The 14,742-nt window shown below is 64.2% G+C and carries 15 protein-coding genes; 7 read left to right on the top strand and 8 right to left on the bottom strand.

What is annotated here, in order from left to right; translation table 11 throughout:
- Positions 1-186 precede the first annotated feature (186 nt).
- From BA190_RS21845 to BA190_RS21830, 4 genes are all read left to right on the top strand, one after another.
- Positions 187-1,332 (top strand): TRAP transporter substrate-binding protein, encoded by a 1,146-nt coding sequence (locus BA190_RS21845; RefSeq protein WP_068292170.1) that lies wholly within the window; start codon positions 187-189, stop codon positions 1,330-1,332.
- A gap of 286 nt (positions 1,333-1,618) precedes the next feature.
- On the top strand, positions 1,619-2,284 hold the full coding sequence (locus tag BA190_RS21840; RefSeq protein WP_068292167.1) for a TRAP transporter small permease subunit: 666 nt from the start codon (positions 1,619-1,621) through the stop codon (positions 2,282-2,284).
- Entirely contained in the window at positions 2,284-4,113 is a 1,830-nt protein-coding gene (locus BA190_RS21835; RefSeq protein ID WP_068292164.1) for a TRAP transporter large permease subunit, read from the top strand. Before BA190_RS21840 ends, BA190_RS21835 begins: the two co-directional genes overlap by 1 nt.
- A gap of 89 nt (positions 4,114-4,202) precedes the next feature.
- Complete coding sequence (locus tag BA190_RS21830; protein ID WP_068292161.1) at positions 4,203-5,480, top strand: aminotransferase; 1,278 nt, start codon at positions 4,203-4,205, stop codon at positions 5,478-5,480.
- An 83-nt stretch (positions 5,481-5,563) separates the two neighbouring features.
- Here the strand turns inward: BA190_RS21830 and BA190_RS21825 are convergent, their stop codons facing one another.
- The 5 genes from BA190_RS21825 to BA190_RS21805 all read right to left on the bottom strand — a co-directional run bounded on the left by BA190_RS21825 (position 5,564) and on the right by BA190_RS21805 (position 8,694).
- A complete protein-coding gene (locus BA190_RS21825) occupies positions 5,564-6,349 on the bottom strand; it encodes an ATP12 family chaperone protein (RefSeq protein WP_068292158.1) in 786 nt (261 codons plus the stop codon).
- Positions 6,346-7,023, bottom strand: a complete 678-nt coding sequence (locus BA190_RS21820; RefSeq protein ID WP_068292156.1) for an HAD-IA family hydrolase — start codon at positions 7,021-7,023, stop codon at positions 6,346-6,348. Before BA190_RS21820 ends, BA190_RS21825 begins: the two co-directional genes overlap by 4 nt.
- A 3-nt stretch (positions 7,024-7,026) precedes the next feature.
- Positions 7,027-8,022, bottom strand: a complete 996-nt coding sequence (locus BA190_RS21815; RefSeq protein WP_068292144.1) for an RluA family pseudouridine synthase — start codon at positions 8,020-8,022, stop codon at positions 7,027-7,029.
- Positions 8,023-8,129: 107 nt separating this feature from the next.
- Positions 8,130-8,462: a helix-turn-helix transcriptional regulator gene (locus BA190_RS21810; RefSeq protein ID WP_082979948.1), complete on the bottom strand. Its 333-nt coding sequence runs from the start codon at positions 8,460-8,462 to the stop codon at positions 8,130-8,132.
- On the bottom strand, positions 8,437-8,694 hold the full coding sequence (locus BA190_RS21805) for a DUF1127 domain-containing protein (protein WP_068292142.1): 258 nt from the start codon (positions 8,692-8,694) through the stop codon (positions 8,437-8,439). Before BA190_RS21805 ends, BA190_RS21810 begins: the two co-directional genes overlap by 26 nt.
- Positions 8,695-8,761: 67 nt before the next feature.
- On the opposite strand from BA190_RS21805, the gene BA190_RS21800 reads away from it, so the two are divergent.
- Positions 8,762-9,190, top strand: coding sequence for a GFA family protein (locus BA190_RS21800; RefSeq protein ID WP_202908502.1), 429 nt, complete (start codon positions 8,762-8,764; stop codon positions 9,188-9,190).
- Between the two features lie 60 nt (positions 9,191-9,250).
- Positions 9,251-9,673 (top strand): GFA family protein, encoded by a 423-nt coding sequence (locus BA190_RS21795; protein ID WP_068292138.1) that lies wholly within the window; start codon positions 9,251-9,253, stop codon positions 9,671-9,673.
- On the opposite strand, the gene BA190_RS21790 is transcribed toward BA190_RS21795, so the two are convergent.
- A complete protein-coding gene (locus BA190_RS21790) occupies positions 9,668-11,068 on the bottom strand; it encodes a PLP-dependent aminotransferase family protein (protein WP_156771644.1) in 1,401 nt (466 codons plus the stop codon). The two genes, BA190_RS21795 and BA190_RS21790, sit on opposite strands and share 6 nt — an antisense overlap.
- 112 nt (positions 11,069-11,180) lie before the next feature.
- On the opposite strand from BA190_RS21790, the gene BA190_RS21785 reads away from it, so the two are divergent.
- Positions 11,181-11,930 (top strand): pyridoxamine 5'-phosphate oxidase family protein, encoded by a 750-nt coding sequence (locus BA190_RS21785; RefSeq protein ID WP_068292132.1) that lies wholly within the window; start codon positions 11,181-11,183, stop codon positions 11,928-11,930.
- Positions 11,931-12,028: 98 nt separating this feature from the next.
- Here the strand turns inward: BA190_RS21785 and BA190_RS21780 are convergent, their stop codons facing one another.
- A complete protein-coding gene (locus tag BA190_RS21780) occupies positions 12,029-13,339 on the bottom strand; it encodes a replication-associated recombination protein A (protein WP_068292273.1) in 1,311 nt (436 codons plus the stop codon).
- Entirely contained in the window at positions 13,339-14,733 is a 1,395-nt protein-coding gene (locus BA190_RS21775) for a Do family serine endopeptidase (protein ID WP_068292130.1), read from the bottom strand. The genes BA190_RS21780 and BA190_RS21775 overlap by 1 nt, the downstream gene beginning before the upstream one ends.
- Between the last annotated feature and the right edge of the window lie 9 nt (positions 14,734-14,742).

The following is a 14,742-nucleotide window of genomic DNA, read 5'->3' as shown; positions in this document are numbered from 1 at the left end:
ATCGTCCTGTCGGGAGGTGAGCTCCAGTTGGCGACGACAAATCGACGTGCAATAGTCTGATCAAGCCTTTGGCGCCGACTTCCCATCCATCGGCGTGAATCCGGAATGGAGAGCCGTTCAAAACGACAATAATGAACGCATCCGACTATCCGGATCTTTCGAAGGCCTGCATCCAGGGAGGATTGTATGACCAAGATTCGGACGACCGGCGCAGGACAATCGTCCCGCCGTAAATTCCTCGGCGAGGCTGCGGCCGCCGCTGCTGTCGCCATTGCGGCCCCATCCGTCGCGCGGGCGCAGACCCCCACCAGCATGCGCTGGCAGAGCACCTGGCCGGCCAAGGACATCTTTCACGAATTCGCCCAGGACTACGCCAAGAAGGTCAATGACATGACCGGCGGCGAGCTCAAGATCGAGGTGTTGCCGGCCGGTGCCGTGGTTCCTGCCTTCGGCCTGCTGGACGCCGTGTCGAAGGGAACGCTCGACGGCGGGCACGGCGTGATGGTCTATCACTACGGCAAGCAGACCGCCTTGGCCCTGTGGGGCTCAGGTCCTGCTTTCGGCATGGACGCCAACATGCTGATGGCATGGCATAAATATGGTGGCGGCAAGGAGCTGCTCGAGAAACTCTATGCCTCGATCGGCGCCAATGTCGTCTCCCTGCCCTATGGCGCCATGCCGACCCAGCCGCTCGGCTGGTTCAAGAAACCGGTCGGCAAGCCGGAGGATCTCAGCGGTTTGAAATTCCGCACCGTCGGCATCTCCATCGATGTGTTCTCCGGCATGGGGGCGGCCGTGAATGCCCTGCCCGGCGGCGAGATCGTCTCGGCGATGGACCGCGGCCTGCTCGATGCGGCCGAGTTCAACAATGCCTCCTCCGACCGGGCGCTCGGTTTTGCCGACGTGTCGAAGGTGTGCATGCTGCAGAGCTATCACCAGAACGCCGAGCAGTTCGAGATCCTGTTCAACAAGACCAAATATGACGCCCTGCCCGACAAGCTGAAGTCCATCATCGCCAATGCCACCGAGGCGGCCTCCCAGGACATGCAGTGGAAGGCGATCGACCGCTACTCGCAGGACTATGCCGAGTTGCAGTCCAAGAATGGCGTCAAGTTCTACAAGACGCCTGAGGCGCTCCTGAAGAAGCAGCTCGAAGTCTATGACGAGGTGGTGAAGAAGAAGGCGGCCGATAATCCCCTGTTCAAGGAGATCCTGGATTCCCAGATCGCCTTCGCCAAGCGCGCCGCGCGCTGGGAGCAGGACACGGTGGTCAATCGGCGCATGGCCTTCGATCACTATTTTGGGGCCAATGGCGCCGCCAAGAAGATCTGAGATCTGACGGGTCGGCTAGCCTGGCCATCGGGGAATTGAAGTGCCGACCTTTGTCATGCCCGGACCTGATCCAGGCATCCAGAGCCTACCTCCTTTTCGATCGGGCGACATAGACTGGATTGCCGGCTCAAGCCCGGCAATGACAAAAGTCGGGCCATTCTTGTTCCGCTGACGCCAGGCCGCCTCGAGGGACGGCAGAGTCCCGCGCGGCCCTTCTTCATCGACGGGCCCGTCCTGCCGACCCCCGGCCTTCCTATTCCGTTTCCTCCTCCCGCCGGGCAGCCGCATGACCATTCAGCGTTTACTTTACGGGATCGATGCCATCAGCACCTGGGTCGGCAAGGCGGCAGCCTGGCTGGTGATCGCCCTCATGCTGCTGGTGTGCGCCGAAGTCTTCAAGCGCTACATCCTGAACCAGCCGACGGCCTGGATTTTCGATGCCAGCAACATGCTCTATGGCTCGCTGTTCATGCTGGCAGGCGCCTATGCGCTAGCCCAGAACGCCCATGTCCGCGGCGATTTCCTCTATTCTTCGATGCGTCCACGCACCCAGGCCAGCTTCGACCTCGTGCTCTATATCGTCTTCTTCCTGCCTGGCATTGCCGCCCTGGTCTATGCGGGGACCGACTACGCCGCCTCGTCCTGGCGCATCGGCGAGCATTCCAGCATCACGGCCGACGGGCCGCCCCTCTATCATTTCAAGACGGTGATCCCGATCGCCGGCGCCCTGGTCATGCTCCAAGGCCTGGCAGAGATCACGCGTTGCGTGCTCTGCCTCAAGACCGGGCGCTGGCCCGAGCGGCTCAAGGACGTCAACGAAATCGACGTGGTGGGCGAGCAGCTCGAGCACAGCCAATATGTCGACGCCAGTGTGCGCGAGGCCGCGATCGCCGGCGTGCAGCGCATCGACGAAGCGGCCCGCCAGCGCGGCATGGGTGGAGACCAGTCCTGATGAGCGATCCTGCACTCGGCCTTCTCATGCTCGGGCTCATCGTGGTGGTGATCATGATGGGCTTCCCGACGGCCTTCACCCTGATGGGCCTCGGCATCTTCTTCGGCTTCTATGCCTATTACGATCCCTCCCAGCACTGGATGGACAATCGCATCTTCGACCTGATGGTCCAGCGCAGCTACGGCGCAATGACCAACGATGTCCTGATCTCCATCCCGCTCTTCGTGCTGATGGGTTATGTGATGGAACGCGGCGCCCTGGTCGACAAGATGTTCTATTCGATCCAGCTCTCCTTCCGCCGCCTGCCGGCCGCGCTGGCGGTGACGACGCTGATCGTCTGCACCTTCTGGGGCATCGCCAGCGGCCTTGTCGGCGCCGTCGTGGTGCTGATGGGGGTGATCGCTCTCAATCCGATGCTGCGGGCCGGCTACGACGTGAAGCTCGCCTCCGGCGTGATCACCGCCGGCGGCACGCTCGGCATCCTCATCCCGCCCTCGGTGATGATCATTGTCTATGCCGCCGTCGCCGGCCAGTCGGTGGTCAAGCTCTATGCCGCCGCGATGTTTCCGGGCTTCTTCCTGGCCTTTCTCTACCTCGTCTACATCGTCGGCTGGGCTATGCTCAATCCACGCATCGCCCCCGCCTTGCCGCCGGAACAGACCAGGGTGCCGGTTCCGGCCTGGATGCCGCGCTTCCAGACGCTCTATTCGTCGAACATGCCGGCGGGGCTTTTGCGAGCCCTGTTCTCGCCCCGCCGCGCGCTCGGGCTGGAGACCGGAAACGGCCGCCTGACCTACAGGGAGATCGCCGGGAACTTTGCCGCGACGCTGATACCCTTCCTCCTGGTCGCCGGGACCCTCGGCCTGCTGTGGTGGTATGTCGTCATTCACGGCCAGGCCGGCGTCGAACCGGATGCAGCCGCCGGCTTGGAGCAACTCGGCTCGAGCCCCGAGCAACTCGGCTCGGCTCCCGAACAGCTCGGTTCGCCCCCCGAACAGCTCGGCGCTCCCGAGCAACTCGGAAGCCCGGACGCAGGAAACGCGCCGGCGACAGTCCCAACCGGCCCTGCCACGGCCTTCCTGGTGACCTTCGGCATCATCGCCGCCATGGCGACCGTGATCCTGGCCCGCTACTACCGCGCCATGGGGCCGGAGCGGCTGGAAGTCATCAAGCTCCTGAGCTCTTCGGTCCTGCCGCTCGCCATCCTCACCGTCCTGGTGCTGGCGGTCATCCTGTTCGGCATCACCTCCGCCACGGAATCGGCGGCCGTGGGGGCCGCCGGAGCCTTCGCCCTGGCCATGACTGCCCGCACGCTCGACTGGAAGCGCACCAAGGAGGCCGTCTTCCTCACCGCCAAGACCACGGCGATGGTGTGCTGGCTCTTCATCGGCTCGGCCGTATTCTCGGCCGTCTTCGCCATTCTCGGCGGACAGGCGCTGATCGAGCAATGGGTGCTGTCGCTCGACCTGACACCCCTGCAATTCATGATCCTGTCGCAGGCGATCATCTTCCTGCTCGGCTGGCCGCTGGAATGGACCGAGATCATCATCATCTTCGTGCCGATCTTCCTGCCGCTGCTGAAGCATTTCGACATCGATCCCATCCTGTGGGGCGTCATCGTCTTCGTGAACCTGCAGGCAGCCTTCCTGTCGCCGCCGGTCGCGATGTCGGCCTTCTATCTCAAGGGCGTGGCGCCGTCGCATGTGACGATCAACCAGATCTTCGCCGGCATGATGCCCTATATGGCCATCGTCGTGCTGTGCATGGTGCTGATGTATCTGTGGCCCGGCCTGACGCTCTGGCTGCCGCAATATCTCTATGGCCGGTGATTTGGTGCCGACCATCGACGCAAAGGCTCGACTCGGGTGCCATTGCGCTGTAGTGCGACGTTCATCATCGTCCTCAACAGGAAATTGCCATGTCGAGCCTGGCCGAACTGCGCCCCGATGCCCTCGCCGCCCTCCACGGCGAACTGACGCGCGAATATGAGGCCTTGAAAGACCGCAAGCTCTCCCTCGACATGACGCGCGGCAAGCCGGCGCCCGAGCAGCTCGACCTCGCCGAAGGCATGCTCGCTTTGCCCGGCAATCGCGACCACCTCAGCGAGGCCGGCGAAGATACCCGCAACTATGGCGGCCTGCAGGGCCTGGCCGAGGTGCGCAACCTGTTCGCCCCGGTGCTCGGCGCACCCGCCGCCCAGGTCATCGTCGGCAACAATTCCAGCCTGGCGCTGATGCATGACGTCCATGTCTATGCGCTGCTGCGCGGCGTCCCCGGCGGGACGAAGCCCTGGAGCAAGGAAGAGGAGATCGCCATCCTCTGCCCGGTGCCGGGCTATGACCGGCATTTCGCCTTGAGCGAATCCTTCGGCATCAAGCTCATCCCGGTGCCGCTCACCGGCGATGGCCCCGACATGGACGAAGTCGAGCGCCTGGCCGCCGATCCGAAGGTCAAGGCGATCTGGTGCGTGCCGCAATATTCCAATCCGAGCGGCGAAACCTATTCGGATGCCGTGGTCGAACGGCTGGCACGCATGAAGACGGGCGCCGCCGATTTCCGCATCCTGTGGGACAACGCCTATGCCCTGCACCATCTCGGTGAGACCAGGCCGCATCTCGCCAACGTCCTGGAGGCCTGCGCAGCGGCGGGCAATCCCGACAGGCCTGTTGTCTTCGCCTCGACCTCGAAGGTCACCATCGCCGGTGCCGGCCTCGCCTTCATCGCCGCCTCACCCGCCAATGTGCGCTGGTATCTCGACAATGCGAGCAAGCGCACCATCGGCCCCGACAAGCTCAACCAATTGCGTCATGTCCGCTTCCTGCGCGACCTCGACGGCATTCACGCCCATATGGAAAAGCACCGCGCCCTGATCGCCCCGAAATTCGCGGCGGTGGAGGAGGCCTTCGAACGCCGGCTTGCCAGCCACGGCTTCGCGCGCTGGACCAAGCCGGCCGGCGGCTATTTCATCATCCTGGACGTCATGGAGGGCACGGGCTCGCGCGTGGTGGCGCTCGCCAAGGCGGCCGGCCTGGCCCTCACCCCGGCCGGTTCCACCCATCCCTACGGCAAGGACCCCGAGGACCGGACCTTGCGCATCGCGCCGACCTATCCTGGTCTCGCCGAGGTGAAGCTGGCCGCCGATGCCGTGGCGCTCTGCACCCTGCTGGCGGCGTGCGAAAAGCGCATGGCTGGGTAACCTGGAGCGCGGACATCCCGTCCGCTCTTCATATCCCCGAGCGTAGCGATTCCAAGAGGCGGACAGGATGTCCGCGCTCCAAATTATCGTCCCAGTGCCAGCAGACGGGAGGCAGCCTCCATCTCGCGCCAGCGCCAGGCCCGGCGCTGCTGGGCTTCCTCGTCCTGCCCCCAGAGCTCGGCCTGATAGTCTTCGTCAACATGGGCCGCAGCCCAGGCCGCCTCCGGCTCCAGATAGCCTTCCGCCACTGCCAGCGCCAGGATGACCGAACCGGTCAGCGTGGTGACGGCATGGAGGCTGGCCAACCCGAATTCGTCATGACGGGCCACGGCCTCGGCGATGGCGGCCAGGGCTTCCGGGGATTGCTGCTTGTACTGGATGCCGTTGATCACGGCGAGCCTGGCGCCCAGATGGTCGGCCGCCCAGGCCAGCACCGGATCCCAGGCCTCGGCCTGGCGGCGCATCAGTTCCTCGGGCTGATCGGCACGGTAGCAGAGGAAATCGGAGCCGCCATATTTGGCGATCTCGTCGATCACGGCCTGCCGTGAGGTGCGCACGCCATCGATGGCGGAATTGGCGATGCGGGTGATCGGCATGGAGAAGGGATCGATATGGCTCCCCTGCGCGTTCCATTCCGCCACCACCGCCTGCGCCATTTCAGGCGCGGCGAAGGCAAGCAGGTTCTTGGCGGGCGTGCGGGCCACCCGGCCATCGAGGGCGACCACGTGCCGGCCGTCATCACCGATCACCGCGGCTTCCTTGTAGAAGCGCTTGGGCAGTTCGGGCTTCATACCCTTCTGGGCAGCATGCATCGGATCGGGCGTGGCGCCGTCGCGGAACCAGTCGCCGTAGAAATCACGATCGCTCATTGTGGCTCGGCCACCTTGAAAGCTTCGACCAGCGGCAGCAGCTGCGCGAAGTCGTCGATAATATGGTCGGCCCCGGCCTCGGCGAGGTCGGTAACCGGATGATTGCCCCAGGAAACGCCGATGGTGTGGGCGCCGGCGCTACGCCCCATCAGAATATCGAAGCTGGTGTCGCCGATCATGATGGCATCCTCGGGACGCAGACCCACCTCGCCGGCCCCCTGCACGATCATGCCGGGATGGGGCTTGGAAGGGGCGGTATCGGCGGTCTGGATGGTGGCAAACAGCCCTTCCCAACCGAAGCTCTCGAGGATGCGGTCGACGCCGCGCCGCGACTTGCCGGTGGCCAGGCCCAAGATCACATCATGGCGCTGGCGCAATTCGGCCACCGCCTCGGCGGCGCCCGGGAACAAGGGCGGCGCGAAAGCCGGATCATTGACGCGGGCGAGGAAGGCTTCGCGATAGAAGCCGGCAGCCTTCTCGATATCGCCGGCGCCGGTGTCGTCACCGAACAGGCGCTGGATCGCCGGCACCAGCGAAAGCCCGACAATGCTCAGCATCTCCGCGCGCGGCAGCGGCGGGCGCCCCATGCCCTTGAAGGTCTCGACCAGGCAGGCATGGATCAGATGCTGGCTGTCGAGCAGCGTGCCATCGACGTCGAACAGGACAAGTTTCACGTCTCAATCCTCCGGAGCGTCGACGATGGGATCATAGGCCGAGGTGTCGAAGCCCAGGATCTCGAAGCTCTGCTTCATATGCGGCGGCAGGGGTGCCGTGACGTCGAGCGTGCCGCCGCGCGGATGCGGCAGGGTGATACGGCGCGCATGGAGGTGCAGCTTCTTGGGCAGCTCCTCGGGAATGTTCTCCATGGCCTCGCCATATTTCGGGTCGCCGATGATGGGATGGCCAATATGGGCGGTGTGGGCGCGCAGCTGATGGGTACGTCCCGTCACCGGCTTGAGCGACAGCCAGGACACCGAATTGGCGGCACGGTCGACCAGCGAATAATAGGTGATCGAGTGCACGGCCTCCTCGTCGCCATGCTTCATCACGCGCACCTTCTCGCCATCCATGCCGAGTTGCTTGGAAAGGAACAGCGAGATGCGGCCCTGCTTGGGTGCGGGCACGCCCTTGACCAGGGCCCAGTAGATCTTGCGGGCCGAGCGGGTGCGGAAGATGGCGCCGAGATCGGAAGCGGCCTTGCGCGTCTTGGCCAGCACCAGCACGCCGGAGGTGTCGCGGTCGAGGCGATGGACCAGGCGAGGCTTCTCGCCATCCGGACCGGCCAGCGCCGCGAGCATGCCGTCGACATGGCGCTCTGTCCCGGAGCCGCCCTGCACGGAGAGGCCATGCGGCTTGTTGATCACCAGCACGTCCTTGTCCTCGTGCAGGATCAGGGAGCGGATGAAATCGGCGTCCTTCTGGCTCTGCGCCGAGCGTTTGACGCTGGTGATCGCAGGATCGGAACGCGGCAGCGGCGGCACGCGCACGTTCTGATCCTTGCTGAGACGATCATTGGTCTTGGCGCGCGCGCCATCGACACGGATCTGACCGGAGCGCAGCAATTTCTGCAGATGGCCGAAGGCGAGGTCCGGGAAATGCGTCTTGAACCAGCGGTCGAGACGCATGCCGTCCTCATCGGCGGTGACGATACGGGTTTCGACCAGAAAGGACATCAAGGTTCCGACACGCAATTGAGGGATCGCGTCCCTATAAAGCAGCATGGCGCCGCTGTCTGCCGGAAATCGCCCAAAAGCGCGTGACCTGCCGGTCGTGCATGCACCTAGGCTCTTACTTCCAGGCCATCGATACCCGGCAGCCCTTCACAGCAATCGGCAACGAAGAAATTCACGAAGGCACTGGCCTTGCCGGCCGCGATACGGCAGCGTTGCACTCGGCCCTGCCGCTCCTGAGTCATCAGGCCAACCGTCAGCAATTGCGCGATATGATGCGCCAGGGTCGATTTGGGAATGCCCAGTTCCCTCTGGATGTCGCCGACGGCAAGGCCATCATCCCCAGCCTTGATCAGCAGCTGGAAAATCTGAAGCCTGTGCGGGTGGCCGAGTTCGGCCAAACACCGCGCCGCATCGTCAAATGCCATATCCGCCAGCGCCATTGTGTTTTCGTGCGCCTCCAAAATGCTTCAGGACCGTCCAGTAATCGGCGAAAGAGCGCCGCCGCCTTTGCCAGAAAGGATCGGTCCGGTCGAATATTTTTTCAATATCGCTTCTTTCGATACCGATATCCCGCAACACCCGATCGCTCAGGCCATCGAAGTACTCGATATTGGCACGGCGCTGGCGCTCCGCAAGCAAATCTCCGAGAATGTCCTTGATCCAACCAAACATGGTCGCCTCCTGAATAGCACCATAGTTCTAGAAATGTAGTCCTATTTTCCGGATTTGCAAGGAGGCGATGATGAAGCAAGGCGACCGGTCGATACGCGCCAGCGGCGGTTGCCTGTGCGGATCGGTGCGCTATGTCGTGCGTGGCGCGCTGGCGGACGTGAAGGCTTGCCATTGCCTGATATGCCGGCGCCTGCACGGCTATTGTTGCGCCTATACGGCCTGCGATGCCGCCGATCTCGAGATCCTGCCTTCCACGCGGCTGCGCTGGCATCGCGCGTCGCCAATGGCCCGGCGCGGCTTCTGCTCCAAATGCGGAGCCCAGCTCTTCTCGATCGGCACCGGGCGCACTCACGTCTCCATCATGGCTTCGAGCGTCGACGAACCCACAGGGCTCAGGCTGGTGAAGCATGTCTGCGTGAACCAGAAGGGCGATTATTACGAACTTGCCGATGGCTTGCCCCAGGAGGGTGGGCGAGATCCGGAAAGCAGGTGTTGAGGATAGCGCGCCCCTGCTGCCTCATGTCCCACGACGAGCGACGATAAAGGAAAGTTGACGATGCAGACGAGCCAGGAACCTCCCATACGAGCGACAGGCGGCTGCCTGTGCGGATCGGTGCGCTATACCATCCGTGGCGCTGTGCGCGACGTCTGGGCTTGCCACTGCATCCTGTGCCGGCGGCTACACAGCCATTTCGGGGCCTATGCGGCCTGTGACCCTGCCGATCTCGAAATCGCGCCGACCAACAAGCTGCGCTGGTATCGGTCTTCGCCGACGGCACGTCGCGGTTTCTGCTCCAAATGCGGCGCCCAGATCTTCTGGGACGGCAAGGGCAGCGACCACATCTCCATTGCGGCGGGAACGCTCAACGAGCCGACCGGCCTCAAATTGATCAAGCATATCTGCGTGAATCAGAAGGGCGACTATTACGAGATTGCCGATGGCTTGCCGCAGGAGGGGCAAGAGACCGATCGTCTATGAACGGATCGACGCAGCGGCCTTGAGAGCGTCGCCCAGGACATCGCCAATGCGCCTCGCGGCGCTGGTCAGGACGTCCGGCTCAAATCCCGAGAAGCCGAGCACGAGGCCCTGACGGGCCGGCGCATCCACATACATTGGCGACAAGGCCCGCGCCCCGACTCCTTCGGCAAGCAGACTGCGGACCAGATCGCGATCGCCAGCCGAAGCAGCCAAAGCCGCGACCAGATGAAGCCCATGCTCCGGCACGGCAAAGTCGAGCATACCTCCGCAATGATGGCGGAGTGCAGTGACGAACCCGTCCCGCGCGACCTGCACGCGCCGGCGGGCCCGCCGCAGATGGGCCGTGAAATGGCCATCGTTGAGAAAATCGGCCACGGCCCCCTGCACCAGGGTAGGCGGCTGCCTGTCGGACAGCGTCCTCAGGCGCAGCACTCTGTCGAGCAAGGCCTCCGGCAGCACCGCATAGCCGATGCGGATGCCGGGGAACAGGACCTTTGAGAACGTGCCGAGATAAGCGACCCGACCGGCGCCGTCCATGCCTTGCAGGGCGGTGAGCGGCGGGCCCGAGAAGCGAAATTCGCTGTCATAGTCGTCCTCGATAATCCAGGCATCGTTGCGATCAGCCCAGTCGATCAGAGCCAGGCGCCGGCGCATGGTCATGGCGACGCCGAGCGGAAACTGGTGCGAGGGCGTGACGTAGACGAGCCGCCCTCCGCCTCCGAGACTCTCGCCGCCAGCAGCATCGATGCCCTCCTCGTCGACGGGGATACCGACCAGCCTTGCTCCCGCGGCTTCCAGTGTGGCCCTGGCCAGCGGATAGCATGGATCCTCGATCCAGGCGGCGTCACCCGGCTTGAGAACGGTGCGCACAACGAGATCGAGCCCATGCATGGTACCAGTAGTGACGACGATCTGCTCGGCATCGCAACGTACGCCCCGTGCCGCCCGTAGATAGGCCGCAATGGCTTCCCGCAACTTGTTCCCACCACGCGGATCGCCATAGCGGAAATGTTCCGGTCCCGGTTGGGCGAGGTTTCGCAAGAGCAGGCCGCGAAAGACACGCATGGTCTTGTCATCGATGCTGGCCACGCCCAGTTCGCAAGGCCGTGCCGGCGAGGCCGAAACCTGCCCGGTGCGGCTGGCAGTTCGCTCCGAGACTGCAGGTACCCGTGCCGCAACGAAGGTGCCCGCTCCGATGCGGGCCTCGGCAAAGCCATCGGCAACGAGCATTTCGAAGGCGGCGACGGCAGCAGCTCGCGACAGGCCGAGGCGCTTGGCGAGGTCACGCGTCGTCGGCAGCTTGGTACCCGGTCGCGCCAGCCCTGTCTCGATCAGTCTACGTATGGCGACATAGAGCTCTCGCCTGCGCGGGCCCTGCCCCGGCAAGACGGGCATCAAGGTTGACCAATCCGGCAAATTGGTTCGAATTCTTTTATCCAAATTGGATCTTTCCTGGACCAATGCGATGGCGCACCTTGTGCATGTTCATCGTTGAAAGCAAGGCATCATGAAGGAACAGGAAGCAACATCGGACCGCTTCGGCGTCAGTGCCCGCAATCGCCTGAAGCGGCGCCATGATCGTGGCCGCTATGATCACGAGGCGGTTTATGCCGTGCTCGATGCCGGCTTCATGTGCCATGTCGCCTATGTCATCGACGGACAGCCTTATTGCACACCGACCATTCACTGGCGCGAGGGCGACTGGCTCTACTGGCACGGCTCCTCGGCCAGCCGCATGCTGCGCAATCTCAAGGGCGGCACGCCGGTCTGCCTGACGGTCTCGCATCTCGACGGCTTGGTGCTGGCGCGCAGCGGCTTCAATCATTCGGCCAATTACCGCTCGGCGATCTGTTTTGGCACCGCCCGCATCATCGACGAGCCGGATGAGAAGGCAAAGGCGTTGCTCGGCGTCGTCGATCGCTTTTTTCCCGGCCGTGCCGCGGAACTGCGCCAGACGCATGCGCAGGAAAGCAAGGCGACCATGGTGATCGGCATGCGCATCGAGGAGGCCTCGGCCAAGGTCCGCGCCGCCGGCGTCGGTGACGACGAGGAGGATTACGGCCATCCGGTCTGGGCCGGCGTCATCCCGGTCCAGACGATGATCGGCACGGCCGAGCCCTGCCCGCGCCTGCTGCCGGGCATGGGAAAGACGGCAGGCCTGGCTGGCTATCGCGCCGGGCGACGTCTCGACGAAGCCTTGCTCGAGGCCCAGGAGCTCTATGAGGGTGATGAGGAAGTAGCCGAATTGGCAGACTGAGCGCCCAATCTGGGATCGCAGGCGTCTCGTCTACCCTTGGAAACGCTCCGTGTTGAGGGGAGGAAGGCGCAGCCAAGACTCCTGCGGCCCCAGGAAGACTATCCTTCGCCGCGCTCGCGGCGGATCTTGTCCCAATACTCCAGCCGCTTACGGATCTCGCGCTCGAAGCCGCGCTCGACCGGCTCGTAGAACTGGCGGCGTCCCAGGGCATCAGGAAAGTAGTTCTGGCCGGAGAACGCTTCGGGCTCGTCATGGTCGTAGCGATAGCCCTGGCCGTAGCTTTCGGCCTGCATCAGCTTGGTCGGCGCGTTGAGGATGATCTTGGGCGGCATCAGCGAGCCCCCCTCCTTGGCAAGGCGCATCGCCGCCTTGTAGGCATTATAGGCTGCGTTCGACTTCGGCGCCGTCGCCACATAGATCACCGCCTGGGCGATGGCGAGTTCGCCCTCCGGGCTGCCGAGGAAGTCATAGGCATCCTTGGCGGCATTGGCGACCACCAGGGCCTGCGGATCGGCGAGGCCGATATCCTCCACCGCCATGCGCACCACCCGTCGCGCGATGAAAAGCGGATCCTCGCCCGCATCGAACATGCGCGCGAGATAATAAAGCGCCGCGTCAGGGTCGGAACCGCGCACCGATTTGTGCAGGGCGGAGATCAGATTGTAGTGGCCATCGGCCGACTTGTCATAGATCGGCGCCCGACGCTGCAGCACCTGCTGCAGCTTGGCCGCGGTAAAGACCTCGCCGGGTTTGGCCGCGCGCCAGGCCTCCTCGGCAAGGGTGAGGCTGGCCCTGCCGTCGCCATCGGCCATGCGCACCAGCACAGCCCTCGCCTCTTCGTCGAGCGGCAGTTTCCTGCCCTCGACTTCCTCGGCATGGTCGAGGAGACTGAGGATCGCCGCCTCGTCCAAGGCGTTGAACACCATCACCCGCGCCCGCGACAGCAAGGCCGCATTGAGCTCGAAGGATGGGTTTTCGGTAGTGGCGCCCACCAGCGTCACGGTGCCGTCCTCCATCACCGGCAGGAAGCCATCCTGCTGGGCCCGGTTGAAGCGATGGATCTCGTCGACGAAGAGCAGTGTGCCGCGCCCCATCATGCGCCGCGAGCGTGCCGCCTCGAACACCTTCTTCAGATCGGCGACCCCGGTGAAGATCGCGGAGATCTGTTCGAAGGCGAGATCGGTCTCGCCAGCCAGCAGGCGTGCCACCGTGGTCTTGCCGGTGCCGGGTGGGCCCCAGAAGATCAGGCTGCCGACGGAGCCAGACGCCAGCAGACGCGTGAGCGCGCCCTCTGAACCGACGAGATGATCCTGCCCCGCCACCTCGGAGAGATGCTTGGGGCGCATCCTGTCGGCCAGCGGCCGTGGCGCCCCCTTCTCCAGTCCCGCTGCCGAAAACAGATCCGACATCATCCCCCCAGGATCGTCGAGATTTGCTGGCCATCCCTGCTGATGGTGATGCGCCACAACCGTCGCGGTTCCTGCACCAAGGCATCCAACGCCTTGGCATCATCGACCTTCTGGCCGTTGATGACCTGGATCACGTCCTTCTTCTGAAAGCCGAAATTGGCCGCGGCGCTGTCGTCCTCGACATTGGTGATCACCACGCCATTGGTATCGAGCGGCATGCCCAGGGTTTCGGCCATGGCCGGCGAGAGATTGGCGACCGTGGCGCCGCTGAGCGGCGAGCGGCCCTGCAGAACGGTCTCGTCGCGCGGCGTCGTCTCCGGCGCAGCCGCAAGCTTGACCGAAACCTTCAGCCGCTCGCCCTTGCGCAAAACATCGAGCTGCGCTTCGCCCCCCAGAGGCTTGGTCGCGAAGCGATAGCCGAACTCGTCGGGATCGGAAACCGCAGCACCGTCGACGGCCAGCACGACATCGCCCGTCTGCAGCCCCCCCTCGGCTGCCGGCCCGTTCTTGGCGACCTCGGTCACCAGGGCACCGCTCGGTCGCTCCATCGACAGCGACTCGGCAATCTCGGACGAAACACTCTGCATGCTGGCGCCGATCCAGGGGCGCAGAACCCGGTCGGAACCAGCCTGGGCGGAGGCCACCACCACCTTGACCATGGCGGCTGGGATTGCAAAGCCGATGCCGATATTGCCGCCCGAACGTGACACGATCGCCGTGTTGATGCCCACGAGCTTGCCATTGAGATCGACCAGCGCGCCACCGGAATTACCCGGATTGATGGCGGCATCGGTCTGGATGAAGGACTGGAAATCCGACTGGCCGACCTGGCTGCGCGCCAGCGCCGACACGATGCCGGAGGTCACCGTCTGGCCGACGCCGAAGGGGTCGCCGACAGCGAGCACCAGGTCTCCCACCTGCACCTTGTCGGAATCGGCGAAATCGAGGGTGGCGAGATCACCCTTCACCCCCTTGAGGCGGAGCACGGCAAGGTCGGCGCGCTGGTCCTTGAGGATGATGTCCGCGTCGAACTCCCGCTTGTCGGACAGGGCGACACGGACCTGAGTGGCATTGGCGATGACGTGATAATTGGTGACGATCATGCCGTCCTTGGTGACGATCACCCCCGAGCCGAGCGAGCGCTCCACCCGTTCGCGCGGTGCCGCTCCGCCGCCGAAGAACTGGCGGAAGAAGGGATCGCTGAACATCGGATTGGCCTGCGCCTTCTCGACATGCTGGGCATAGACGTTGACCACTGCCGCCGTGACGCTCTTCACCACCGGGGCGAAGGACAACTTCACCTGTGCCGCACTTTCGGGAACCACGCTATCCTGGGCTTGCGCCGGCACGAGGCCCGCCAGAAGCACGAAAGCGGCATAGGACAGTCGACGCATGAATGAACT

Source organism: Labrys sp. WJW, from assembly GCF_001676615.1.
In the GTDB taxonomy this organism is placed as follows: Bacteria; Pseudomonadota; Alphaproteobacteria; order Rhizobiales; family Labraceae; genus Labrys; species Labrys sedimenti.
The sequence above is the reverse complement of the archived record's forward strand: the minus strand, read 5'-3'. Positions and strand labels throughout refer to the sequence as shown.